Source organism: Clostridium grantii DSM 8605, assembly GCF_900129965.1.
Taxonomy (GTDB): domain Bacteria; phylum Bacillota; class Clostridia; order Clostridiales; family Clostridiaceae; genus Clostridium_AF; species Clostridium_AF grantii.
In genome coordinates this window covers 46894-71588 of the sequence record NZ_FQXM01000022.1, presented here as the reverse complement: position 1 = coordinate 71588, position 24695 = coordinate 46894, and the positions used below count along the sequence as shown (strand labels likewise).

The 24695-nt window shown below is 28.1% G+C and carries 20 protein-coding genes, 1 rRNA gene, 3 pseudogenes and 1 riboswitch; of the genes and pseudogenes, 4 read left to right on the top strand and 20 right to left on the bottom strand.

Features of this window, described 5'->3' with window-relative positions; all coding sequences use genetic code 11:
• Together BUB83_RS16140 and BUB83_RS16135 are read right to left on the bottom strand one after the other, a co-directional pair.
• Window positions 1–250, bottom strand: a 16S ribosomal RNA gene (locus BUB83_RS16140); the annotation flags it as partial.
• A 349-nt stretch (window positions 251–599) separates the two neighbouring features.
• Window positions 600–1040 (bottom strand): MarR family winged helix-turn-helix transcriptional regulator, encoded by a 441-nt coding sequence (locus BUB83_RS16135; RefSeq protein ID WP_073339647.1) that lies wholly within the window; start codon window positions 1038–1040, stop codon window positions 600–602.
• Window positions 1041–1242: 202 nt separating this feature from the next.
• Here BUB83_RS16135 and BUB83_RS16130 point away from each other — a divergent pair, with 202 nt between their 5' ends.
• Window positions 1243–2232: a YhdH/YhfP family quinone oxidoreductase gene (locus BUB83_RS16130; protein WP_073339646.1), complete on the top strand. Its 990-nt coding sequence runs from the start codon at window positions 1243–1245 to the stop codon at window positions 2230–2232.
• Between the two features lie 417 nt (window positions 2233–2649).
• Here BUB83_RS16130 and BUB83_RS16125 read toward each other — a convergent pair whose 3' ends face one another.
• From BUB83_RS16125 to BUB83_RS16110, 4 genes are all read right to left on the bottom strand, one after another.
• Window positions 2650–3822 (bottom strand): MFS transporter, encoded by a 1173-nt coding sequence (locus BUB83_RS16125; RefSeq protein WP_073339645.1) that lies wholly within the window; start codon window positions 3820–3822, stop codon window positions 2650–2652.
• Between the two features lie 132 nt (window positions 3823–3954).
• On the bottom strand, window positions 3955–4299 hold the full coding sequence (locus BUB83_RS16120) for a Na-translocating system protein MpsC family protein (protein ID WP_073339644.1): 345 nt from the start codon (window positions 4297–4299) through the stop codon (window positions 3955–3957).
• A 125-nt stretch (window positions 4300–4424) separates the two neighbouring features.
• Entirely contained in the window at window positions 4425–5099 is a 675-nt protein-coding gene (locus BUB83_RS16115) for a TrkA C-terminal domain-containing protein (protein WP_073339643.1), read from the bottom strand.
• 227 nt (window positions 5100–5326) lie between these two features.
• Window positions 5327–6199, bottom strand: coding sequence for a DUF2971 domain-containing protein (locus BUB83_RS16110; RefSeq protein WP_073339641.1), 873 nt, complete (start codon window positions 6197–6199; stop codon window positions 5327–5329).
• A gap of 222 nt (window positions 6200–6421) precedes the next feature.
• Between BUB83_RS16110 and BUB83_RS16105 the strand changes: the two genes are divergently transcribed.
• Complete coding sequence (locus BUB83_RS16105; protein ID WP_073339640.1) at window positions 6422–7252, top strand: formate/nitrite transporter family protein; 831 nt, start codon at window positions 6422–6424, stop codon at window positions 7250–7252.
• An 88-nt stretch (window positions 7253–7340) separates the two neighbouring features.
• On the opposite strand, the pseudogene BUB83_RS16100 reads toward BUB83_RS16105, so the two are convergent.
• The 8 genes and pseudogenes from BUB83_RS16100 to BUB83_RS16065 form a co-directional block, all read right to left on the bottom strand.
• Window positions 7341–7763 (bottom strand): annotated as a pseudogene (locus BUB83_RS16100) (nicotinate-nucleotide diphosphorylase); the annotation flags it as partial.
• A 10-nt stretch (window positions 7764–7773) separates the two neighbouring features.
• A pseudogene (locus BUB83_RS16095) lies at window positions 7774–8659 on the bottom strand (FAD-binding protein).
• Window positions 8659–9581, bottom strand: a pseudogene (gene nadA / locus BUB83_RS22865) (quinolinate synthase NadA). The pseudogenes BUB83_RS16095 and nadA overlap by 1 nt, the downstream one beginning before the upstream one ends.
• A gap of 184 nt (window positions 9582–9765) precedes the next feature.
• Window positions 9766–10689, bottom strand: coding sequence for a hypothetical protein (locus BUB83_RS16085; RefSeq protein WP_084133627.1), 924 nt, complete (start codon window positions 10687–10689; stop codon window positions 9766–9768).
• A gap of 65 nt (window positions 10690–10754) precedes the next feature.
• Window positions 10755–11399: a Fe-only nitrogenase accessory protein AnfO gene (gene anfO / locus BUB83_RS16080; protein WP_073339635.1), complete on the bottom strand. Its 645-nt coding sequence runs from the start codon at window positions 11397–11399 to the stop codon at window positions 10755–10757.
• Window positions 11400–11610: 211 nt separating this feature from the next.
• Complete coding sequence (gene folE, locus BUB83_RS16075) at window positions 11611–12198, bottom strand: GTP cyclohydrolase I FolE (RefSeq protein WP_073339657.1); 588 nt, start codon at window positions 12196–12198, stop codon at window positions 11611–11613.
• 474 nt (window positions 12199–12672) lie between these two features.
• Window positions 12673–12957, bottom strand: coding sequence for a DUF2325 domain-containing protein (locus BUB83_RS16070; protein ID WP_073339634.1), 285 nt, complete (start codon window positions 12955–12957; stop codon window positions 12673–12675).
• A 222-nt stretch (window positions 12958–13179) separates the two neighbouring features.
• Window positions 13180–14187: a DUF5667 domain-containing protein gene (locus BUB83_RS16065; RefSeq protein ID WP_073339632.1), complete on the bottom strand. Its 1008-nt coding sequence runs from the start codon at window positions 14185–14187 to the stop codon at window positions 13180–13182.
• Window positions 14188–14404: 217 nt separating this feature from the next.
• On the opposite strand from BUB83_RS16065, the gene BUB83_RS16060 reads away from it, so the two are divergent.
• Window positions 14405–15397 (top strand): aromatic acid exporter family protein, encoded by a 993-nt coding sequence (locus BUB83_RS16060; protein WP_084133626.1) that lies wholly within the window; start codon window positions 14405–14407, stop codon window positions 15395–15397.
• An 80-nt stretch (window positions 15398–15477) separates the two neighbouring features.
• Entirely contained in the window at window positions 15478–15672 is a 195-nt protein-coding gene (locus BUB83_RS16055; RefSeq protein ID WP_073339631.1) for a DUF4250 domain-containing protein, read from the top strand.
• Between the two features lie 41 nt (window positions 15673–15713).
• On the opposite strand, the gene glgB is transcribed toward BUB83_RS16055, so the two are convergent.
• From glgB to BUB83_RS16025, 6 genes are all read right to left on the bottom strand, one after another.
• The gene (gene glgB / locus BUB83_RS16050; protein ID WP_073339629.1) at window positions 15714–17756 is read right to left on the bottom strand and encodes a 1,4-alpha-glucan branching protein GlgB; all 2043 of its coding nucleotides are present in this window, start codon (window positions 17754–17756) and stop codon (window positions 15714–15716) included.
• 189 nt (window positions 17757–17945) lie between these two features.
• Window positions 17946–19349, bottom strand: coding sequence for an NAD(P)/FAD-dependent oxidoreductase (locus BUB83_RS16045; protein ID WP_073339628.1), 1404 nt, complete (start codon window positions 19347–19349; stop codon window positions 17946–17948).
• Window positions 19350–19490: 141 nt separating this feature from the next.
• Window positions 19491–19594: riboswitch (purine riboswitch) on the bottom strand.
• Between the two features lie 166 nt (window positions 19595–19760).
• Window positions 19761–20156: a DUF1292 domain-containing protein gene (locus BUB83_RS21360; protein ID WP_084133625.1), complete on the bottom strand. Its 396-nt coding sequence runs from the start codon at window positions 20154–20156 to the stop codon at window positions 19761–19763.
• Between the two features lie 154 nt (window positions 20157–20310).
• A complete protein-coding gene (locus BUB83_RS16035) occupies window positions 20311–20964 on the bottom strand; it encodes a nitrite/sulfite reductase domain-containing protein (RefSeq protein ID WP_073339626.1) in 654 nt (217 codons plus the stop codon).
• A gap of 190 nt (window positions 20965–21154) precedes the next feature.
• Window positions 21155–21514, bottom strand: coding sequence for a carboxymuconolactone decarboxylase family protein (locus BUB83_RS16030; RefSeq protein ID WP_073339625.1), 360 nt, complete (start codon window positions 21512–21514; stop codon window positions 21155–21157).
• A gap of 168 nt (window positions 21515–21682) precedes the next feature.
• Complete coding sequence (locus BUB83_RS16025) at window positions 21683–24289, bottom strand: cation-translocating P-type ATPase (RefSeq protein ID WP_073339623.1); 2607 nt, start codon at window positions 24287–24289, stop codon at window positions 21683–21685.
• Window positions 24290–24695 lie beyond the last annotated feature (406 nt).

The window sequence follows — 24695 nt, the reverse complement described above, 5'->3', positions numbered from 1 at the left end:
CCAACTAGCTAATGCGCCGCGGGCCCATCTCGAAGCAATAAATCTTTAATATTTCTCACATGCGTAAAAAATATATTATGCGGTATTAATCTTCCTTTCGGAAGGCTATCCCCCACTTCGAGGTAGGTTGCCCACGTGTTACTCACCCGTCTGCCGCTAATCCGTTCCCGAAGGAACTTCATCGCTCGACTTGCATGTGTTAAGCACGCCGCCAGCGTTCGTCCTGAGCCAGGATCAAACTCTCAATTTAAAAAGTTTAATCTGTTTACTCATTTACTTAAATTATTGACTGGCATTTTATATCATTCTCTGTTTAATTTTCAAAGATCAATTTCTGTTTTTGTGAACTTCTTGTTACCATCTTGCGACAGCTTATTTAGAATATCACTTGTTTTTCTCATTGTCAAGAGTTTTTTTAATTCGTCTTTCGACTTATTTTTTTATTTCTCTTGGCGACAAGGAATATCTTATCAAATAAAAAAGATTTATATTTTACCTAAATATGTCTTGTAATCAAATTAAGTTATTATTACTTTCGAATAGTGTATTTTACTAGCAAATCCGACTAGTGATACTCCTGGCAGTGTTTCCCTGTATAATTATTGCTTTTGCTTATTAAAATTCATACTTAACTTCTTTAAAAGCCTATTCAATGTTTCTTTTTCATCTTCCGTAAAATCCTTATAAGCAGTTTCATACACTTCCATTGAAATATTTCTATATTTGGTTTCCATGCTAATTCCTTTATCCGTAAGCATTATATAACTAACTCTTTTATCATTTTTATCTTTTGATTTTTTAATATATCCTAGAGAAAGTAATTTATTCACCAAAGGAGTCACTGTTGATTTGTCCTTTCCAATAATTCTAGCAATCTCTTTCATAGTAAGTTTTCCCTCGCTTTCATAAAGAGCAGTAAGTATATTACCATGAGAAGGTATTAATCCCTCCATATTATATTCTTTTAATTTTTCTTCAATAAAATCTATCATTTTTTTCTTAGTCCTACTTATAAAAAAAACTATATATTTATCTTTCATTTTACAATCCTCCATTCATTTCAGCTCATATTAAAAAGAAAATTTCTTAATTATAAATTTATAAAGTTAACCTTATAAGTTTCATTATAATAAATAGAAGAATAGTTATCAATAATCATGTTTATTTAAATTGACATGTTAAATATATTCACTTATAATTAGTTTTGTATCAAACTAATTATAAGGAGTGTGTTTATTTAATATGAAAAGTTTTAAATCTATGGTTGTTACTGAACATGCAGATAAAAAATACTCAAGAAAAATCCAGGAAAGAAGTATAGATTCTCTTCCTTCAGGCGATATATTAATAAAAGTTAAATACTCATCTCTTAACTACAAAGATGCTTTATCAGCCTCTGGTAATAAAGGAGTAACAAGAAACTACCCACATACTCCAGGTATAGATGCGGCTGGATTAATTGTAGAAAGCAATAATTCCAATTTTAAAATAGGCGAAGAAGTTTTAGTAACAGGCTATGACCTAGGAATGAATACTTCTGGTGGATTTTCAGAATATATAAGAGTTCCTCATGAATGGGTTATAAAATGCCCTTCAACCTTAAGCTTAAAAGAAAGTATGATTTATGGAACTGCAGGATTTACCGCAGCTTTATCTATTTACAAAATGATATCTCTTGGAGTAAAACCTGAAAATGGTGATATATTAGTTACTGGATCAACAGGCGGAGTGGGAAGTATTGCTATCGCTATTCTCAACAAACTTGGTTATACCGTAATTGCTGCAACTGGCAAATCTGATGAAAAAGAAATGTTACTAAAAACTGGAGCTAAAGATATAGTTTCTAGAGAATCAGTAAATGATGATTCTGATAGACCTATTTTAAAAGAAAGATGGGCTGGAGTAGTTGATACAGTAGGCGGAAATATTTTATCCACAGCATTAAAAACCACTAAATATAATGGAGTAGTTACTTGTTGTGGAAATGTTGCTTCTCATACCTTTACCTCATCTGTATATCCATTTATCTTAAAAGGAATAATTCTTTGCGGAATAGATTCAGTTCAATGCCCTATGGATTTAAGAATAAAACTTTGGTCATTGTTGGCTAAAGAATGGAAACCTTCAAACTTACATGAAAATACTACAGAAATTTCTTTACTTGAACTTGATGAAAAAATAATGAATATTCTAAAAGGAAACTTAAAAGGTAGAACTATAATAAACATATAACTAAAAATAGAGTGCACTCTTTACATACTAAAAGATTACACTCTATATCTTTAATATATTAATTTCATAAGTTGAATCCGTTTCTACAAAAGCCACCTCATTTTTGTAATTTTTAATTCCTTTTTTCTTTAATTCTTGTAAAAAAAACATAAAAAACTAGCAAAAGATATAATCCATATACTAATAATTATCTTATTTTTTTATCATTAATCATACTGATTAATCACAACCTTTTTCGCCTACCCTTCAGTCAATAATATTTATTCTTTACAATTTACTATATTTATATTCCCATCCTCTAGCAACTTCTAATAATTTTCAATAAAAATATCCTACAAGATAGACCTTTTATTATAGGTGCATCAATTGTAGGATATATTTTAAATTATTCTTAGCTTCTTATTTATTTTATTATGATTATGATTTTGTTTTTACTATATTATTTTTACTTCCTGGTAATATCATAAAAGCCATTATACAAAATACAACTGATATCTGCAGTGGAAAAATATAACTACCAAAAACAGTTTGCAAAAAACTAATGAATATTGGCCCAACAATTCCTGCTACACCATAACTAGAAAATAAAATACCGTAAACAACACTTAAATTCTTAACTCCAAAATACTCACTTGATACTATAGGAAATAATACTAGCCATCCCCCAAAATTAAATCCAAACAGTATAACAGCTAAATACAAAACTATAGTTACCTTGTATGATATCAATAATAAAATAAAAACAATTGCTTGAGATAAATTTATTATCTTAAGAATTTTAACTCCTGACATTTTATCACCCAATGCACCTATAATTATTCTACCTGAAGCATTGGCTAATGCAATAATACTAATAAAAATTGCTACTACACTCCCATTATATCCTATTTCTTTTGCCATAGGAACAATATGTCCCATTATCATCAAACCTGTAGTTAAAGAAAAAATATAAGCCCCCCATATTCTTAGAAAAATCATATTCTTAAATAAACTAGTAACAGTAATTTCACTTTTCTTCTCTAAATGCTTAACGACCTTGTTTTCTTTTTTTGTTAAAGCTAAAGAACTCATCAGTATTATAATAAAAAATATTATTCCCTCGTAACGCAAAGTATTTCTCCAACCAATTTTTGTGATCAAATTATTCGATATAGGTGACAAAAAGAATGATCCTAGGCCAAAAGCACTAATAACAATTCCTGAAGCCAAACCTTTTTTCTCAATGAACCATTCAGACACTAATGTAATAGGAGTTACATAAGCAAATGCTAATCCAAATCCACTTAAAACACCATAAGTTATAGCTAATTGTACTATACTTCCTGAAAAACTAGATAATACAAATCCCAAAGAAAATGCCACACCTCCACATATAGTCAAAACTCTAGGAGGGTATTTATTATATGCCTTTCCTGCAAAACCCATACCCATTGCATAACTAAATAGAAAAATAGCAAATGGTATTGATGCCAAAGATTTTGATACTCCAAATGATTGAGCAAAAGATTCCAAAAACACACTATAAGTATAAGTTGCTCCTAAAACAAGTAAAATAAATGTTGAAAATAATAAAATAAAATATTTTTTCATTTAAACTCCCCCTTTTTTCTTTAATTACCCCGATTTAATATTTTTTATGCAAAAAAGGTCATCACAAAGTTTAATTCTTTGTGATGACCTAATTTATAACTGAAATATATTCCTTTATAAAGTCTGTCAAATCTATATATCTAATGTAAAAATTATTATTCTTTCATCTTTATCTACATCAATATCTGTGTGTAATGAAACAACTTGTTCCCCTGTAACTTGAAAAATTATATTTGTAAGCAACTCTCTAGCATTTTCTAATAATTTCATCCGAGTTTGCTTTATTAAATTGCATCCTTCAACATGACAAGCTAAATTTTGTTCTGCTGGAGTCAATATTCCTCTAAGCCTAACCACTATCATGTCATCCAAAACATAGGTTTTAATATCTTGAGGACCTCTACCCATATAATTTTTTTCAAAACTTTTAATAGCTGCACTAACTTCTGCTGCAATCTCTTTATTATTTTTATCCATCTTTAATCACCTATCACATCGTAATAAAAAATCTAGTCTCTTAAACTCTATCTTTAATCACAACGAACTATTTCTTCAAAATTATAATAGATATTCTTATTAAAGTCAAGTAAATAGAACTATCCTTATTTACTTATATTACCTATAAATTCCTTAATACCCTCAATTTTGCCATAAACTGTTACCTTGTCAGCTTCCTGGAATTTAAAGCTAGCTCTAGGAAAATGAATAATGTGAGATCCTCTATCAATAGTCAAAACCTGAATATATTTATCTTTCAATTTTGATTCACTAAGAGTTTTTCCACATATCAAAAATGTTTCGTCAATTGTTATCTCTGCAACCCCAAACTCATTGTTTAAATTCAAAACTTCATCAATTGTTTTATTTTTAGTTTTTGATTTCATTTGCTTTTTAATATATTTTTCTAATAAATTTTCAAAAGCATTAACTGTATGTCTATTTCTAAGTACAAAAATGGCAACTATAAATAAGCATAAAACTATTATTATAAGAACAATTGTGTTGTTTCTATTTGTAAAAACAGAAATAATTAAAGAAATCAAGGTAGCTTGACCAACATAACTTACAACCATTAATATACTAGCAATCTTTCTCCTAATAGGATGTTGAACTATAAGTTCAGATTCTCTTGTAGTAAATCCAGTGTGCGTTAATATGGATATTATTTGAAATCTAGCTTTACTTATCTCAAGCCCAGTTATTTTAAATATGATAGCTAATACCTCTATTAATAAAAAAATAATCAGAAAAAACAAAATACTAAGAGCGACATTCATAATGCACCTCCAATATATAGTGTGTTTTAACTTATTCCCTATAAGCCCACAATCAGAATATAATTATACTATCAATATTATACCAAATAAAACTTTATTCTAAAATATCATCTTCTAAATTAGATTTGTGAAATTATATTTCACTATTAAGTAATCTTTGTAGAATTTTTCATAAAAATAGCTAGATATATATCTAGCTACATATCTAGCTTAATCATATAAAAAAACTAATTTATATTTTTCCTAATAACGCCACACCCATTAGATATTACAAATTCACAAGATTCCATTACTTGTTTTAAAAATTCACAATTTCTTAAATCATATATATTGCAAGGTCCAAATATTATTTTTTTGATTAACTTAATATCAAAAGGTAGCTCAATATAAGTTTGTTTGATATTAATCCCTTCATATCTAGGTGAATCATTAGTTGAAATATCTATCAATCTATTGTCACTATATCTACGATAGAAAACAAACCTATATTCGCTTTCTTCCTTCCAAAAAGGATGTTTAAAAAAAGGTGCCTCATAATGAAGTTTTTTTACTAATTCTTCTGTTAGTTTATTTTCCGCAAAATATTTTTCCCCCATTAAGGTAAATATTTTGTAGTAATGTTTAAAAACTTTACTTATAATCCTCATTTGCTCTTTTCTAGAATACATTATAGGTTTATAAATAAATTTGTTGTAGAAAATATTAGGACTAATTGTTGAAAAATATTTTATCAATTCTTTTTTATCAAACATTAAATTGAATCCATCATTTTGAGTATAAGCCTCCCATAAAAACCTAGAATCTTTCTTTTCCGAAAAACTTATAACAAAGGCTTTATAAAATTTTTCCTTGGGAATTTGTCTGCTATCATTGTATTCTTCTATAGATAAATTAAATTCTTCCCTTATATTACATATAAAATCCTTATTTTTTTCATTTTTATACAAGCTAAAAACTTCTTCCAAAATTTTCTTTATATAAATAGAATCTTGAATATCATTAGAACAAACACTTCTAGTAGCCCAAAATGAAGAATTTTGAATTATACCTTTTAATCCATCCACACTAGTGTAATGATATAATACTCCACTTTTCGACATACTCACTCCCCCAATATGAGAAACACAGCATTATTTCTCATATATTAGAATATGATTAATACATTTATTTTGGCATTACTATTTAAATTATATGATTGTTAGAAAATTCAATATAATCAGTAATTAATCCATTTATGCTACATTATAATTGACTAAAAGCGAGTTTTTAAAATACAATTATATTGATAAATATAACTTGTCAATTAGGAGTGTTGTTTAACTATGGATAATTCTATGTTAGGTGTATCAGAAATATATGAATCCACCATTCATACTTGTATTAAAAAAACAAAGAAAAAATCTTCTCAAACATTTATAGCTGGTGCTTTTGCCGGTGCTTTTATAGCTATGGGTGCTTTTGGTGCGGCTATGGGCTCTCATGCTATAGAAAATTATTCTCTTGCCAAACTTGCAGCAGGACTAATATTCCCAGTAGGTTTAATGCTTGTTTTAATTTGTGGAGCTGAACTTTTCACTGGAAACTCTTTACTTATAATTCCTTTAATTGAAAGAAAAATTTCTATTAAAAACTTATTGAAAAATTGGGGAATAGTTTACATTTCCAACTTTTTCGGAGCAATTATTATTGTAGCACTAATATTTTTTAGTGGACTTTTATCAAGTAATCATAATGCTCTTGGTGGATATGCTATAAAAGTAGCTTCTTACAAAAGTAATTTAACTTTTGTTAACGCTATTTCAAGCGGAATTTTATGTAATTTCATTGTAACTCTAACTGTTTGGGCTTCCTATGCTACAAAAGATTTGCTTGGAAAAATAATAGTGGTTTGGTTCCCTATTATGACTTTTGTTGTTTGTGGTTTCGAACATAGTGTTGCTAATATGTATTATCTTTTTATAGGTTTAATTGCAAAATCAAATCCTGCTTTTGTAGAAACTTCTCACATATCACAAGCTGCCGTAGATTCTATAACAATTACAAATATTATTAAGAATCTTATCCCCGTTACTATAGGAAATATAATAGGCGGTGCAGTATTTGTTGGACTAGCCTTTTGGGTAATGCTTAAATATAATAGAAATGAAAACTAACAATATTTACAATAAAAGTCCACATGCTTATGTGGACTTTTTAATATACTACAATTTTCCTTATGATCAATAAAAATTATTTCCGTTTTTAACTATTGATTATTTTAAGATTCTTCATACTTATGTCTAAGGCTTTAGCTGAATGAGTCATCATTCCAGAAGAAATATAATCCACACCTGTTTCTGCTATAGCTTTTACAGTTTCTAAGTTTACATTACCTGCTGCTTCAATTAAAGCTGATTTATTTATTATCTCCACAGCTTTTTTCATTGTTTCTATATTCATATTATCTAACATTATTATATCAACTTTAGCTTCCATAGATTCTTTAAGTTGCTTTAAATTCTCAACCTCAACTTCTATTTTACGTACAAAAGAAGTATTCTGTCTAACCTTTAGTACCGCTTCTGTAATCCCCCCTGCTGCACTTATATGATTATCCTTTATCAATATTCCATCAGATAGATTAAATCTATGATTTTCTGCTCCCCCAACTTTTATTGCTTTTTTTAATATTTCATCAACAACTAACCAATTCATTTTTAATGTCACTCCTAACTTTGATTAACTCATCAACTATTACTTTATTATTTTCAATCTGGTGCTTTAAAATAATCTTACTTGGAATTTTTTTCTATAGTGTTGCAACTGAACCCCTTGTATAACATTATTAATATTCTCAGCCGCTCTATTTGAAAAAACAAGTGCTTCCAGTAATGAATTGCTTGCAAGCCTATTAGCCCCATGAACACCTGTACAACTAACTTCTCCACAAGCATAAAGATTCTCCATAGATGTTTTAGAATACTCATCCTCTTTTATTCCTCCCATAAGGAAATGTTGAGCTGGTATAACAGGAATTTTATCCTTTGTTATATCGATATTTCTTTTTAAACATTCTTTATAAATAACCGGAAACCTCTCCATAATAAAGTTTGATGGCAATGCAGTAATATCTAAATATACACATTTAGAATTTGTTTTCTCTTGTTCCTCCAGTATTTTTTTGAAACTACATCCCTTGGTAATAATTCATCTACAAATCGTTGCCCTTTATTATTAACTAAAATTCCACCTTTTCCTCTTAATGATTCTGAAATTAAAAACCTTCTTCTATCAGCTATTTCTTCATAATAATCAATATTTTTTTTAGAATCTTTTGCAAGTATTTTAACAGCATTAATATCATTCTTATACAATCCTGCTTTAAGTGTGTCCTCTACAAAAACATCTTGATCCTGTTCATTTAATACTGTTGAAAGCCCTCCTTGGGCAAGATAAGTATTACAATTATCTGCCGAAGCTTTAGTAATAATAGTCACCTTCAAACTTTCATTTAAATTAAGAGCCGTATATAAACCTGCTAGTCCACTTCCAGCTATTAAAACATCAGTGTTAATTTTCATTACTTCACCTTCTCACCAAATTTATGCATATTTTCTAAAGACTTGTATGCATTTTTTATAACTTCTTCATCTAATTCAATTTCATAACGCTCTTTTTCTAAACATTGATAAAGATTTTCAAGAATTATTTTTTTCATTGAAAAATAATGCATAAAAGGCATAAAAACAAATTTTTTATCAGGACATTTTTCTATCAATTATGCTTAATACCAATTTCTGTAACAATTATATATTTATCATAACTATAATTTGATGCGAACTCAACTATTTGTGCTGTACCTCCAATAAAAGTAGCCTTATCCCTTATTTCTTTTTTACATTCTGGATGAATTAATACTGCTATATTCTCTTTGTTTTTTTGTTTTCTTCTATTAGTTTATCTAATCTATCTTTATCTACATCATTGTGAACCCAACAAAATCCATTCCACAAAATTACCTCTTTATCTTTTACTTTTTCACTAACATATGAACCCAAATTTCTATCAGGAACAAAAATAATCTTATCCCCTTCCATATTATTCACAACATTTATAGCATTTGATGATGTACAACACACATCCGATACAGCCTTTACTGCGTGGTTGAGTTTACATAGCATACAACTTTTGCCTCTGGGTATTTTTTCATATAAAGAACATCCTCTTCACTAATCATCTGGACCATAGGGCAAAAAGCGTTATTTACCTGTATAAGTATCTTTTTCTCTGGCGAAAGAATTTTTGCACTTTCAGCCATAAAATTCACGCCACAAAATACGATTGTATCTGCTTTACACTCTCTTGCTATTTTGCTAAGAAAAAAAGAATCTCCAATAAAATCTGCAACTACCTGAATTTCTTTATCCACATAATAGTGTGCAAATATAAGTGCTTTTTTTCTTTCTTTAAAATCAAAATCTTATTTTTCAATTCATTATTCATCATGAAATAATCCTCCACTAATTTTTGCAGCTTTAGTATATATACTCGTGTATATGCACCTATAAATGCTATATCATTTTCTGTAAAAATCATCAATTATTTATACTAAAAAAAGTATCTTTATATAATAAAAAGATGCAATGAATTATATATCCATTGCATCTTTTTTTACCTTAGTTCATACTTAATGGGAGCATCCACTACAACCCGTACACCCTATTCTTATTTTACTATAATCTACTTCTAATTGAGTAATATTAAATTTACATTCATCAAGATTAAATTCATCATCACTATTTGAATTAAAAATTACACTATAATTTGTAAATTCAATTTTTAATGGAACAATTTCCTTTTCATTATCACTACACATACTTTGTCTATAACTAGGTTCATATGATTTATTATTACCATATTTATCTTCAATTTCTATTCTATTAGATATTGTTGTTAAAGCTAAAACCTGTCTATTTTCTGAAAATTTCAAAGAATTGTTTTCACCATGAATTCCTAAAGCTATACTATCATAAGCCTTTAATTTTCCTATTTTAGTTTCAACTGTCACAGGATCACTGGGCTCTATAGAAGCTATTTTACCATTTTCATAAAAAGAAACTCCTATTCTTGTATTAATTTTACCTAAAGGGGTTTCTATTAAAACACTTTCCTTAGGCCACAAGGTAATACTCTTTACAGCATTACTAGGATAAAAATTAATATTAATAAGCTTAAAAGTATATTTTCCAATAGAAAGCTGTATATCCATGTTTTCTGCCAAAGAGTATTCATTTTCTTCTGTCCAATATCCGCTCAATTTCCCATTTAGCGGAAATATTTTTTTTAAACTTCCATCTTCATAAAAAGTCAAATATTCAGCTTTAAATACCCCACTTAAGGTTTTAATAGAAATTTGATTTTGAAGTGCAATACTTTTTATATTTCCATTATTATAAAAAGATATTGAATTAATAAATTTATGTCTTTCTGCACTTTCATCATATTGTGGAACTAACTTACCATAGGAAGTGTCTATTTCATTCTTTTTATTTAAAGTACAGCATTTAATAGACTCATCATCAAAAAATTCTATATCGGATATACCCTTCAAATTTCCATACTTTGTTTTAAATATATTAATAATAAACCAACTCCTTATTTATAATATTAATTCATCTACCCCTTTGTATAAATAACAACTTTATACTCATTACTTTTAATCTTTACTACATCTAAATTAAAATGGAATTCTTTAACAAAATTCTCTATCCAAGGTGGTACGTGGCTACATAGAAGTTCTAATTCGCTAAAAGTATAATTTGTTAAAAAGGGTAATAAAGCTTGTTTAGAAGAAACTCCACTTTTAGTTTCCTGCAAGTTTTTTAAATTCAAATAGAAACATCCTTTTTTATCTGTTTCAATAGGTTTATCTATCACCTCTGCCTGTAATAATTGCTGAGATTTTTCTTGTTCTTCATTAATTAATTTTTCCTTTAAACTTTCTTCTAAAACGTAATCCAAAAAATCTTCCGGTACTCCATCTATTTCCCACAAATCAAATCCCCTTGAATCTAAAATATTGTATGCCACTCCAATGATCTCACTTGCTACAAAAATTCTGCACTCTTCTAAAATTCCAATTAAATTAAATAAACTTTCCCTAACCGATTTTATTCCATTACATTTATCCATACTAAATGAACTTTCTTTATAAATTTGCCATTTTGTCTTTTCTTTAAAATATATTTTTATAATACCTTCTTCAGTAAGAGATGTAGTTTCATCTTTATCATTTAAAAATACTGCAATTCTATTATCCATATCTATCACCCTTCCATAAAATCACTTTATTCTTATAATATGACTATATCATTAATTTCGCATTTTTTCAACATTTTTATTGATAAATCAATAAAAATACACTTCAATCATTGATATATATTCAATAACCGAAGTGTATTTTTTTATGTAAAAATTTTTCTTCAAACTTCTTATATCATTTATATATTAATTTACATTGTAAAACCTTTCATTAAGCATTATATAAATTTAATAGTCGACTAGCTAATTTTTCATCAGATTCAAACTTTCCATTAAAATTTGTAGTTATAGTTTTAGTTCCTGGTTTTTTTATTCCTCTTGTAGTCATACAAGCATGCTCCCCTTGTATAATCACAGCTACATTTTCAGTTTGTGCTATTTTTTGCATTATTTCAGCTATATCACTGCCTATTCTTTCTTGAAGTTGAAGTCTTTTTGCTACCATATCAGCTATTCTAGCAATCTTGCTTAATCCAATAATCTTTTCTTTAGGTATATAAGCTACAGCTACCTTCATGTTATACATCAATGCTAAATGATGTTCACACTGAGAGAAAATTTCTATATCCTTCATTAAAACAAAATCATTTGATTTTTCGTTATAATAATCTTCTTCTTCAAAAGTCACATTAAACATATCTGCAATTTCATCATTTGTATAGTTTATACCTTCGAATATTTCTTCACACATTTTCGCATATCTCTCAGGTGTTTTCTTTAATCCCTCTCTATCAGGATTTTCCCCTAATGCTAATAATATTTCTCTTATATGGTATTCTATCTTTTCTTTATTAATCACATTAACCCCTCTTTCTTCATGACCCCAGATTATTTTGTGAAGTTGTAATTGTAACTTTATATTATTCAATTTATGTTCTTTCATAAGATCTACCACTGTTACAGGATCAATCACAAATTTAACCACATCATTTTTGTTTAACAATTTAAAATTATATTTATTCATTTTACTTTCTATTTGATTATAGTATAATTTATAATCCATAGTAATGCTAATCTAAGTTTTTTATCACTTCACTGCCTCATATTTATATTAAAATAAGCCATAAATTTTTTTTATTTATATATCCTTTGAAACTAGAAGAAAAAAAGGCATAAATAGCCTTAAACAAAAAACACTTTAGACGTACATTCTAAAGTATATGTCCTAGTTTTGTTTATAGACAGGATGGTTTAGAACTGTCTTATTCATTTCGAGGTTATTATATCATATAATAACCTGCTATGCTATAGATAATATATCGTTACCTATTTCTTATAGATTTTTCATTGAATTCAGTGTTTCATCTATATAAATCCATGAGCGTTTTGAATATAATATTTTAGTTTCTGCTGATTTCACTTGTTTCTTTATAGCCTTATACATTTGATGATTCACAAAATCTGTTAGCACTAAAACCATATCAGTGTTTTCTGGTATTGTATATAATTTTTCACTTTTTTTTCTTCCCGTAACATGCATTATTTTATCAAATCCACGTTCTTTTAAGTTTTCTCTAATTTTACCTAATCTATCTCCACCTACAACAAGCAAACTCATTTTAGCAACTCCTCTTCTAATGATAAAATAATAATTTTTATATGTAACTGATAATGAATATCATTATTATATCCTGCATATTGTTTTTTGTCAATATTTATAAAATTAAAAAAAGAAGATAAATAGATTTTTTATTTATCTCCCTGTTTTTTATTTGTATTTAATTTTTATTAATTTTTTTATATTAACTAATCAAATTATAGATATTATCTTTTATCTAGTTTATTTTTTTGAGTTCCCCTTATTTTCTTTTGTTTCTTCTTTTTTAATTTCAACTTTTTCCTTTACTTCTTCCTTTTTAGTTTCAACTTTTTCTTTCACTTCTTCTTTTTTAACTTCAACTTTTTCTTTTACTTGTTCTTTTTTAATTAAATCTTCCTTCTTTAATTCTACCTTATCATCATTTTCATTTAATGCATTAGTTTCTGTTTCTTCTAGTTTCTCAATATTATTATTTGAATATTCTTCATTAATAGCTTGTTTATATTCTTTAGCTGCATTTAATTCTGTTTTAGAATTATTGTAATTTACTAATTTTAAATCATATTCCTCTTGAACTTTTATAACAGATTCTTCATCACCTTTTTTGCTTTCTTTAATTAACTGTGCTTTTGCTGAATTTAATTCTTTTTTCTTAGCATTCAATTCATGTCTTTTTTCTACCATATTCTTTACTGCTTCTTTTTTTTCTTTTTGCATTTGTATAACCAATTCTAATTTTTCTTTTCCTTCCTCACTAGTTTTTTCACTTATATTCTCCAAAACTTCAATGGTTTCGTCTCTACTTTCATCTATTATGTTTTTCAAACCATGGATATATTCTTCATTTATAGCATCTTGTTCTTGACTTTCTTCTGCAGTATCGTTAATATCTAATTCATTTAATTCTGAATTATTTATGATTTCTTCTATTATTTCTGTTGCTTTATTTAAACTCTCATCATAACTTGCCAAAGCTTCTTCAGCAAAATCTTCTTTTCCTTCGCCTGCCATTACTTCACTTTCACCAAGTCTTTCCTCCGCAATTTCTGTTAATAATTGCACTTTTTCTTCATCTTCATTTGCAAGCATTAATGCTATATCCTCAATAAATTCATCTACTGGATATAAAAAGCTATCTGGAGTTATTCCTGCTGAATTTATTAAAGTAGCTTCCCCCTCAGCAAATGCTGATAAACTCAAACTACAAGCTAAAAAAATCCCCAAAATTATACTAATAGTTTTTTTCATTTGTATTCCTCCTTAAACTTGGATTTCTATATTTATTATAACACTTTTCAAGGATTTTTTGAAGTATTTTGATTGTTTTTTTAATATCATTAAATTTACCATTTTATTTTTCACCTTTATATGTTTTATATATAGAATATTTATTATTTCTTTACTGAAAATGATTTCTTATGGTATTATAATCTATAACATAAAAACTACTTAAATATTAAAAGAGGTGAGCTTTATAAAACTTAATTTTTATCGAGCAATCAAAATAACTTTAGGTGTAGTTTTATCTATAGTAATTGCTAGATTATTGAATTTACAATACGATTTATCTGCTGGAACTATTGCAATACTAAGCATGTTAGATACCAAGCGTCATTCCCCTACCATTGCTTTTAAAAGAATTTATACAGCTTTAATCGCTTTATCTTTATCTTCAATTTTATTTACTTTATTGAACTTTTCATTAATTAGTTTTGGTATTTTTTTATTGCTTTATGTTAGTATAGTTTTTTACTTAAATGCAACTGTTGGACTAGTTGTTAACACAGTTCTCGTCACTCATTTATTTACTTTAAGTAAAATAACCCCAACAGCTTTAATTAATGAAATTCTTTTAATGCTTATAGGAATTTTAATAGCTTTGATCTTTAATCTTCACATGCCTAATATTGAAGAAGACATAAGAGCTTTACAACTAAAACTTGAAAATGAACTACGCTCATTATTGCGTGAAATGGGAGCTAACTTGAAAAATATATGCGAAATTAATAGCAATCCCATATCTTTAGATGATATAAAAGAAATATTAAAATTAGGTAAGCAAAAATCATATCAGCACCTAAATAGCTATTATTTCAAAGAAAACAATTATTTTGTAGAGTATTTTGAAATGCGCAAAAATCAATATTATACATTGGTATATATGCAAAAACGCTTGCAACCAGAGTTTATATCGTCCTATGAATCTGAGTTGTTAAGCAAATTCACTTATAAGTTAGCTGATGAATTTCATGAATGCAATAATGGAGAAGATTTATTATTAGAATTGTCTTTATTAAAAGAAGTTTTAAAAGATTCTCCACTACCTACTTCAAGAGAAGAATTTGAGGGTAGATCTTCTTTATATGAATATCTCAATGATATAGAGGAATTTATTAATATAAAGAAAAGTTTTATTGAACTTTATGGAGATATACAATATTGTACAATTACCTATTAAGCCTATGATAGCTTAAAGATTAAAAAATATCATATAAGCAAATTAAAAAATAATATTAAATCATAGAAAAGAGGTTTCTTATGGAAGGTAATGAATTTTTAAATATGGATGCATATATACTTTTAAGTATGTTAAATATGAAATTAAGAGATTCTTATAGTTCTCTTGATAATCTGTGTTATGACTTAAACATCCCCAAAGAAAAACTAGAATTAAAACTTAAAGAAATAGAATATTTATATGAATCTTCTTCAAACCAATTTAAAGCATTTTAGCCAAGAATAAATAAAAAACACATTATTCATGTGTTTTTTATTTATTCATTCTTTATTATTCCTTTATATTCACTTCTCAATTTTAACGGCATACGCTCACCGGGTAAATATTTTTCAATTAAAGTGTTTCTTTTAGCTTTTAAAATAGATATAGCTAAAGGAGGGATTTTCATTGATATACTATATTTTTGATTATTCCAATTCTTTTTACTTGCTTTTAATATTTCGTTGTTTAATTGACCTGATCCATTATAGCAAGATGCATCACTATTAAAAATCTCTTCATACTCTGTATATTCTGGAACCCCTACTTTATAATCATAATATACCATAGGCGTAAAATTACACACAAAGATTAAATATTCATTCCTTTTTTTACCCTTTCGCATAAAAGAAATTATACTTTTTTCATAATTAGAATGATCTATCCATTCAAATCCATCATAAGTATGGTCCTTTTCCCAAAAAGCTTTTTCTTTTTTATAAAGCATATTTAAACTTTTAACATAATCTTGTAACATTTTATGTGGTTCATATAAAAGAAGTAACCAATCTAACTGATGTTTAAAATTCCATTCAATAAATTGACCAAATTCTCCACCCATAAAAAGAACTTTTTTACCTGGATGAGCCATCATATAACCATAGAACAATCTTAAATTAGCAAATTTTTGCCAATAATCTCCTGGCATTTTATCTAAAAGAGATTTTTTGCCATGAACAACCTCATCATGTGACAAGGGCAACATAAAATTTTCGGAAAAAGCATATAAAAGCGAAAAAGTAATTTTCTCATGATTCCATTTTTTATAAATAGGGTCTGTTTGCATATAATTCAACATATCATTCATCCAACCCATATTCCATTTATAATTAAAGCCTATTCCTCCTACATAAGTAGGTGAAGTTAATCCTGGCCAAGTACTAGAATCTTCAGCGATAACCAAAGGATTTTTTACGTATTTAAAAATAGCCTCATTTAATTTTTTAAGAAAATTTACTGCTTCTATATTTTCATTCCCACCATACTTATTTCTTATATTCATATCAGATTTTTTGCCATAATCAAGATAAAGCATGTTAGCTACAGCATCAACTCTAAGACCATCAATATGAAAATTTTCAAACCAATAAATTGCATTAGAAATCAAAAAACTATGTACTTCTGGTTTATCAAAATCAAAATTTGCTGTTCCCCAATCATAATTCTCTCTAATTAATGGGTCATCATTCTCAAATAAAAAAGTTCCATCGAATTTATATAAGCCATGAGAATCTTTGCAAAAATGACTTGGTGCCCAATCTAAAATAACCCCTATACCAACCTGATGACATTTATCCACAAAATACTTAAAATCTTTTGGAGAACCATACCTTGGTGTAACTGAAAAATATCCAGTCGTTTGGTATCCCCAAGAATCATCAAGTGGATGTTCCATTATTGGTAATAGTTCCACATGAGTATATCCCATCTTCGCTACATATTGTGGTAAAGTTTCAGCCATTTCTCTATATGTATAATAATGATTTGTCTCTTCTATATTTGATAATTCTTCATCTTCTATTTTAGTTACACTTTCATTATCAATGTCTTCTTCATGGGTTTTCCATGAACCTAAGTGAACTTCATAAACATTAATAGGTCCATTTTGAACATTAGTGTTTTCTCTATATTCAATCCATTTATCATCATTCCATTCATAGCCTTTGTTATCTACTATGACAGAACCATTTTTAGGCCTTAATTGAGAACTAAAAGCATAAGGATCGGCCTTTAATATAGATTTTTTTTCATTCTTTGAGAATACTTCATACATATAGCATTCCCCTTCTTTTACTCCTGGGATAAAAAGATTCCATATTCCTGAATCTTTTATTTTAATCATACTAAAATCTCCACCATCCCAATTATTAAAACTGCCCACCACACATATTTTTTCTGCATTGGGAGCCCAAACCGAAAAACTAGTACCTTCTTGTTCATTTACTTTTATAATATGAGCCCCTAAGAACTTATGGCTATTATAGTTGGTTCCTTCATGAAAACAATGTATTTCAAATGATGATGGATTTTGATTTTGCATACAACACCTGCTTCCTATTATATTTTAATTATTTCTCTGATAAAATAATTTTGTAGAATTACAAGAAGTGTAAAATAAAGTAATAATCTTTACTAATCCTTACTTTATTTTACACTATATGTGGCATAAGTTCAATTTCTATATAACAAAAAATAAATGTAGCAGATTTTACTCCACTACATTTCTATTCTAACTATTTTTAATTATAGATTTAGCCATTGAAACACCCATTACTGATGCCATCATAAGCCCTCTAGTCCATCCGCTTGAATCTCCTAGACAATGAAGTCCTTTTATATTTGTTTCAAAATTACTATCTAAATTTATTTTATTACTATAAAATTTTACTTCAGGTCCGTATAATAAAGTCTCAGTACTTGCAAAACCTGGAACAACTACATCTAAAGCCTTTATAAAATTCAAAATATTAATCATAGGCCTATATGGTATTGCCGATGTTAAATCTCCTGCTATTGCATCTGGCAAAGTTGGAACAACATTTGATTGCTCCAGTTCATGCTGCCAAGTTCTTTTGCCCTTTAATATATCTCCATATCTTTGAACTAAGATATGTTTACTTCCTAACATATTAACTAGTTCCGAAACTTTCTTTCCATACTCAATAGGCTCATTAAAAGGTTCTGAAAAATTGTGGGAACTAAGTATAGCAAGATTTGTGTTATTAGATTTTTTATTCTTATATGAATGTCCGTTTACAATTGCTAAGTCATTGTCGTAATTTTCTTGACTAACAAATCCACCTGGATTTTGGCAAAAAGTTCTTACCTTATCTCCAAAAGGTTCTGGATATCCTATTAATTTAGACTCGTAAAGAACATCATTAACTTTTTCCATAACTTCATTTCTTACCTCAACCCTAACCCCTATATCAACTGTTCCCGCTACATGGCTTATATCATGTTTGATACACATTTCTTTCAACCAGTCAGCACCTTTTCTACCAGTAGACACTACGATTGTGTGTCCAAACACTTTTTCTTCTGATTGATTCTTTAAATCTATTATATCTACCCCTGATGCTTTTCCATCCTCTATAATTAAATCTTTAGCCATAGTATCAAACTTTATTTCAACTCCAGCTTCTATCAAATGATTTTGTATTTTCAAATAAATTTCATGTGCCTTCTCTGTTCCTAAGTGTCTTATTGGGCAGTCTAATAATTTCAAGCTAGCTTCAATTGCTTTTCTTCTTATTTCTTTAATTTCTTCTGTATTGCCTATGCCCTCAATTTTTGTATCAGCTCCAAATTCAAGATAAATTTTATCTGTATAATTTATTAAGTCCTGAGCAACCTCTGCTTTTATAAGCTTAGGAAGATCTCCTCCAACTTCATAACTAAGAGATAACTTACCATCAGAAAAAGCTCCTGCACCAGAAAATCCAGTAGTAATATGACAATATGGTTTACAATTAACACAAGCTTTTGTTTTATCTTTTGGACAATGTCTTTTATCTATTCTTCTTCCTTTTTCAATTATCAAAACTTTTTTATCGGCATTTTGTCTAACCAGTTCTAGTGCTGTAAATATACCTGAGGGCCCTGCTCCAACTATAACAACATCGTATTTCATATCAATTCTCTCCCTATGAATAAATTCCCCTTTAAATCACGAACATTATTTTTTAAATCATAAAACCTTTTTATAGTGGTCTATAAAATTCCATATTGTTCTTAGGGGGTATTTTTATGATAGAACATGAAAAATTGTAGACTTTAAGCTCATAACACTTATAGCCTACAACTATTTACGGTAGTTCGGTAGAAACATCCAGCCCATATTGCTGGTTTTATATAAGCAAACATTTAATTGTTTTTTTATTTTATAGTTCGTAATCCAATGAAATTATATACCATTTTTATATAAAATGCAACTTGAATTTATGAAAAATTTATTTTTCTCTACTTAAATCAATAAAAAGAAAAAACAGCAATATATTCTAATAAAATATATCACTGTTTAACTTTCACTCTTATTTTTATATTATTCTTCTTCACCAGTTATTTGAAAAAAATAATCTGCTATTTTTTCATATTCTTCGTCATCTTCTATATTATTCAATACCATTTCTTCCCCTAGTTCTTCATAAGTATAGAATATAGCTTCATCTTCATCTACTGGAACTAATGCGATATAGTCTTTATCTTTATATGCAAAAACGCCTGCCACATTACACTCTAGCTCAGTATTATCATCTAATGCTAATGTTATTAAAGGCATTTCTTCATGTTCATGATCATGACCGCATCCACATTCATGGTTATCCCCATGCCCGTTTCCACATCCACACTCATGGTTATCTCCATGTTCATGTCCACATCCGCATCCATCTTCTTTTTTATCTTCATTTCCATTGCAATTACACTCATGTTTATCCATTTCATAACCCTCCGTTATATTCAAATATATTTTTTTTATTTAGTATTTTATGGAATCAGTCTTTAAAGACTGTTCATATATTTTAATTCATAAAATTTTAAATTGCAATAGCAATATATGATTTTACGAATTTTTAGCCACAATAATACTATTATTAACCTAAAACTGCGTTCTTAAACACTTCTACTCCTATTCTTTCAATAAAAAAACCAAGTTTTTCGCCCATTTCTGCATTTTCTTTATAATATTCAAAGATTTTATCAACTAAATTTAAAGCTTCTTCATCTGTTAGATCTGAAGCAATAGTATCTGCTAGTCTTGGATTAAATCCAGCTGAACCACCTACTGTAACCATAAGTCCACTTTTATCACCTATAATACCAATATCTTTACTATGAATAGATGAACAAGCATTTCTACATCCTGCAACTCCTATTTTTGTTCTACAAGGCATTTCCATCCATTGATATTTTTTAGATAATTTCATACCTACAGCTATAGTATTTTGCTTTGCTCTTTTACAATATGCTGATGGACACATCTCAACATTTTTAACAGAGTTTTGAGATTTAACCGCTGGTTGCATACCTAACTCTTCCCATATCAAAGGTAAATCACTTTCTTCTAAATTAGTGATTAATATTCTTTGTCCAGATGTTATTTTAAGTATACCTTTATATTTCTTTGCTACTCCTGCAATTTTCTCAAGATTTTCTGGTGTTATAAATCCACCAGGTATATGAGGTGTTATGCCAAATTTTCTTTTGCCATCTTTAACCTTTTGCAAATTTCCGTAATGTGCACCCATTTTTTTATTCTCCTTTATCTTTTAAATAATTGCATATTTTCTCATAAATTTCATCAACCCTTTATTTAATTATACTACACATTATTTCGTAAATAAATCAAATATAAATAGTAACTTAGCTTTATGTATTTTATATGCCTTTTAACCCACTAGAAAAACTTTAACTAGTGGGTCTGTTTATTTATAAAATTTATTTTCCCAACTTTTTATTAAGCATTTCGATTAATGGTGCTACTTGAACAATAGTTGGTGCACCCTTCATCCATATTTGTTGTTTTATTACCTCTAAAAGTTCTTCTCGTGTAGCACCTTCTTTTATTGCTTTTGTCATTTCTAGCCTAGCTCTTTTTTCATTATTATCAAAAATAGCTGTTGCTAATGCTATCATATATCTATATTTTAGTGGAATAACTCCTTCTGCCCATATTTGATGATGATATTCCGCAATGTTTTTTTGAAATTCTTCTCCGAAATTATCTGCTATCAAAACCCCTGGAGGTACAAATCCTATTTCTTCTTTGAATATATCTTTATCTTTATTATTTAACATTTTTGTTTCCTCCTCATTAATTCATTTTCTATATTTGTATTATATGTTATTTAATAATTATTATCAGTAGCATATGTTACGCCATTAAAGTTTATTAGCAAAATTTTTATTAACTTTCATAATTAAAAACTCCCAACAAATATATGTTGAGAGTTTTTAATTATATACTTAGTTTTTCTTTACAAATAAAATTTTATACAATTGTATTAAAATTAAAGGCATAAAGGATATTCCATAAATAATGCTAAATTGAATTCCATTTAAAGAAGCCACTTCAAATAATGACATTAATGGTTTAATGGTTAATACCATACTAAGTAATGCCCACCCTATAAATACTGCTAGCCATAAATATTTATTTGTAAATATTCCGATAGCAAAAACTGATTCTTTACCTCTAGAATTAAAACCATGTAATAATCTTGATAAACATAATGTTGCAAATGCCATAGTTCTTGCTACTAACTCATCTCCACTTGATAATCCAATATGATATGCAGTCATTGTTCCTATGGCTATTAATAATCCTTCTATTAATATTTCTAAAGTAAATGATTTATTAAGAATAGGTGTTTTCACATTTCTAGGCTTATCCTTCATAATATTTTCATTATGTGGTTCTACACCTATTGCAATAGCTGGAAGACTATCTGTAAGTAGATTAATAAATAATAAATGTACTGATGCAAACGGTAATGGTAATGCTAGTAAAGAAGCATATAATACTGCAAGCAGCCCTGCCGTATTACCTGACAACAAAAACTTAATAGAATTTTTGATATTATGATAAACACTTCTACCATTAGAAATTGCTTTTATTATAGTAGAAAAATTATCATCTGCTAGCACCATAGCTGCTGCATCTTTAGCAACTTCAGTACCTGTAATTCCCATGGCAACTCCTATATCCGCTTGCTTTAAAGCTGGTGCATCATTAACCCCATCTCCTGTCATGGCTACAATATTCCCTTTTTCTTGCCATGCTTTCACTATTCTAATTTTATGTTCTGGTGAAACTCTAGCATAAACAGAAACTTTTTCAACTCGTTTTTTTAAATCTTCATCACTAATATTATCTAATTCGAAACCTTCCATAGCCATAGATTCATCTTGAAGAATACCTATTTTTTTTGCAATTGCGGTAGCTGTGATTTTATGATCTCCTGTTATCATAATCGGTCTTATTCCAGCGCTTATACAGTTTTTCACCGCTTCAGCAGACTCTTCTCTTGGTGGGTCCATCATTGCTATAAGTCCTATAAATATTAAATCTTGCTCATCTTCTAAGGTTATATTTTCCCCCTCTGCTACTTCTTTATAAGCAAAAGCTAATACTCTTAACCCTTGTTTTGAAAAATCCCTATTAATATTCTCGATGTCTTGTTTATGTTGATTAGATAACTCTTCAACACCAGTAGATTTCGCAATTTTTGAAGTTCTGTTTAAAAGTACATCCACTGCGCCTTTAGTTATCATATAATTTTTATTTTCAACTTTATTTAAAGTACTCATTAGTTTTCTATTGGAGTCAAAAGGAACTTCTCCAATTCTTTTATATTTCTCTCTTACAATTAATTCATCTAAATCATAAATATCTCCTAGATTGACTAATGCAATTTCAGTTGGGTCACCAATTTCATCTCTTTCAATTGTTACTGCATCATTACAAAGTAGTGACATTAATACCAATCTCTTTTGAAGTTCTAATTCCTTATCTAATTTATCACTATCCAATACTTTATCATCTACAAAAACCTTTTGAACAGTCATTTTATTTTGAGTAAGCGTTCCTGTTTTATCAGAACATATAACAGAAATACTTCCAAGACTTTCTACTGCATGTAACTTTCTAACTATAGCATTTTCCTTAGCCATCTTTTGAGTAGCAAAAGATAAAACAATTGTAACGATAGAACTCAAAGCTTCTGGAATAGCCGCTACAGCTAAAGAAACTGCAAACATGAAAGAATCTACAATATCACTGCCTCTAAATACGTTCAGTGCAAATATTAAAGCTGCAATAATAAGAATAATTACAGATAATTTTTTACCGAAATTATCTAAACTTTCTTGTAGTGGAGTTTTCTTTTCTTTTGCACTTTTAAGTAAAGAAGCAATCTTACCAATCTCAGTTTTCATACCTATATCTGTTACTAAGACTGTTCCTCTTCCATAAGTAACAAAACTCCCTGAGAAAACCATGTTTTTTCTATCCCCAATAGCTACATTATCTTTATCAATAGAATCATTAATCTTAACAACACTATCAGATTCACCAGTTAAAGAACTTTCATTAACCTGCAAACTAAAAGTATCTAGTATTCTTCCATCAGCGCTTACATAATCACCTGTTTCAAGATAAAGGATATCTCCTACAATTAATTCATTAGAAGGAATCTCTACTTTTTTACCTTCTCTCAAAACTTTAGCATTAGGTGATGAAAGTTTTTTAAGACTTTGCAAAGATTGTTCTGCTTTAACATGTTGTACTGTTCCTAAAATAGCATTAATAGTAACAACAACAAGTATAACTATAGCACTTTCTAATTCTCCTAAGAAACCAGAAATAGTAGCCGCAATCAACAAAATTATTATAAGCAAATCTTTAAACTGCTCAAGAAAAATAATAAAAGTATTCTTTCTTTTTTCCTCGCTTAATTCATTAAATCCAAACTCTCGTCTTCTTTCTTCAACCTCACTACTTCTTAACCCTTTTTCAGTAACATTAAGCATTTTAAAAATTTCTTGCGAAGACTTTTTATAAAATTCACTCATGCTAATTCTCCCCTTTTATTTATCATATATTTTTTTATTAATCCTTTTAGTTATTTTTAGTTAAACTCAGATTTTAATACAACTTTGAGACATATTCTTCCCTCGATCCTTTTTTTATTTGCAAAAAAAGAGACTCTATAGCTAGTCCTATTCTAGCTATAGAGTCTCACATAACTTAAAAAGTTTTCAAAGCCGGGATTTCTCCGTATTGACGACTTTGAATCTTGTATAATACAAGCTGTTACTCCCTCTAAATAATACAAATTTAATTTACTTCTTATTAAAATGATACTATCATGGAAGTATGATTATGTCAATATTTTTTCCTGTTATCTATTACCACACATTTTTAAAATACCTTGGTTTGATGAATAAATATCAAATAATTTTTTATATGCTTTTCTTT

What these genes read in the sequence shown, in the direction of transcription:
- BUB83_RS16055 (WP_073339631.1), top strand. Translation starts at nt 15,478, where the DNA reads ATGGAAGGTAATGAATTTTTAAATATGGATGCATATATACTTTTAAGT.
- BUB83_RS16070 (WP_073339634.1), bottom strand. Translation starts at nt 12,957, where the DNA reads ATGAGTTTGCTTGTTGTAGGTGGAGATAGATTAGGTAAAATTAGAGAA.
- anfO (WP_073339635.1), bottom strand. Translation starts at nt 11,399, where the DNA reads ATGGATAATAGAATTGCAGTATTTTTAAATGATAAAGATGAAACTACA.
- BUB83_RS16030 (WP_073339625.1), bottom strand. Translation starts at nt 21,514, where the DNA reads ATGTTAAATAATAAAGATAAAGATATATTCAAAGAAGAAATAGGATTT.
- BUB83_RS16110 (WP_073339641.1), bottom strand. Translation starts at nt 6,199, where the DNA reads ATGTCGAAAAGTGGAGTATTATATCATTACACTAGTGTGGATGGATTA.
- BUB83_RS16120 (WP_073339644.1), bottom strand. Translation starts at nt 4,299, where the DNA reads ATGGATAAAAATAATAAAGAGATTGCAGCAGAAGTTAGTGCAGCTATT.
- BUB83_RS16125 (WP_073339645.1), bottom strand. Translation starts at nt 3,822, where the DNA reads ATGAAAAAATATTTTATTTTATTATTTTCAACATTTATTTTACTTGTT.
- BUB83_RS21360 (WP_084133625.1), bottom strand. Translation starts at nt 20,156, where the DNA reads ATGGATAAACATGAGTGTAATTGCAATGGAAATGAAGATAAAAAAGAA.
- BUB83_RS16115 (WP_073339643.1), bottom strand. Translation starts at nt 5,099, where the DNA reads ATGAATGTCGCTCTTAGTATTTTGTTTTTTCTGATTATTTTTTTATTA.
- BUB83_RS16045 (WP_073339628.1), bottom strand. Translation starts at nt 19,349, where the DNA reads ATGAAATACGATGTTGTTATAGTTGGAGCAGGGCCCTCAGGTATATTT.
- BUB83_RS16025 (WP_073339623.1), bottom strand. Translation starts at nt 24,289, where the DNA reads ATGAGTGAATTTTATAAAAAGTCTTCGCAAGAAATTTTTAAAATGCTT.
- BUB83_RS16105 (WP_073339640.1), top strand. Translation starts at nt 6,422, where the DNA reads ATGGATAATTCTATGTTAGGTGTATCAGAAATATATGAATCCACCATT.
- BUB83_RS16130 (WP_073339646.1), top strand. Translation starts at nt 1,243, where the DNA reads ATGAAAAGTTTTAAATCTATGGTTGTTACTGAACATGCAGATAAAAAA.
- BUB83_RS16035 (WP_073339626.1), bottom strand. Translation starts at nt 20,964, where the DNA reads ATGGGTGCACATTACGGAAATTTGCAAAAGGTTAAAGATGGCAAAAGA.
- BUB83_RS16065 (WP_073339632.1), bottom strand. Translation starts at nt 14,187, where the DNA reads ATGAAAAAAACTATTAGTATAATTTTGGGGATTTTTTTAGCTTGTAGT.
- BUB83_RS16135 (WP_073339647.1), bottom strand. Translation starts at nt 1,040, where the DNA reads ATGAAAGATAAATATATAGTTTTTTTTATAAGTAGGACTAAGAAAAAA.
- glgB (WP_073339629.1), bottom strand. Translation starts at nt 17,756, where the DNA reads ATGCAAAATCAAAATCCATCATCATTTGAAATACATTGTTTTCATGAA.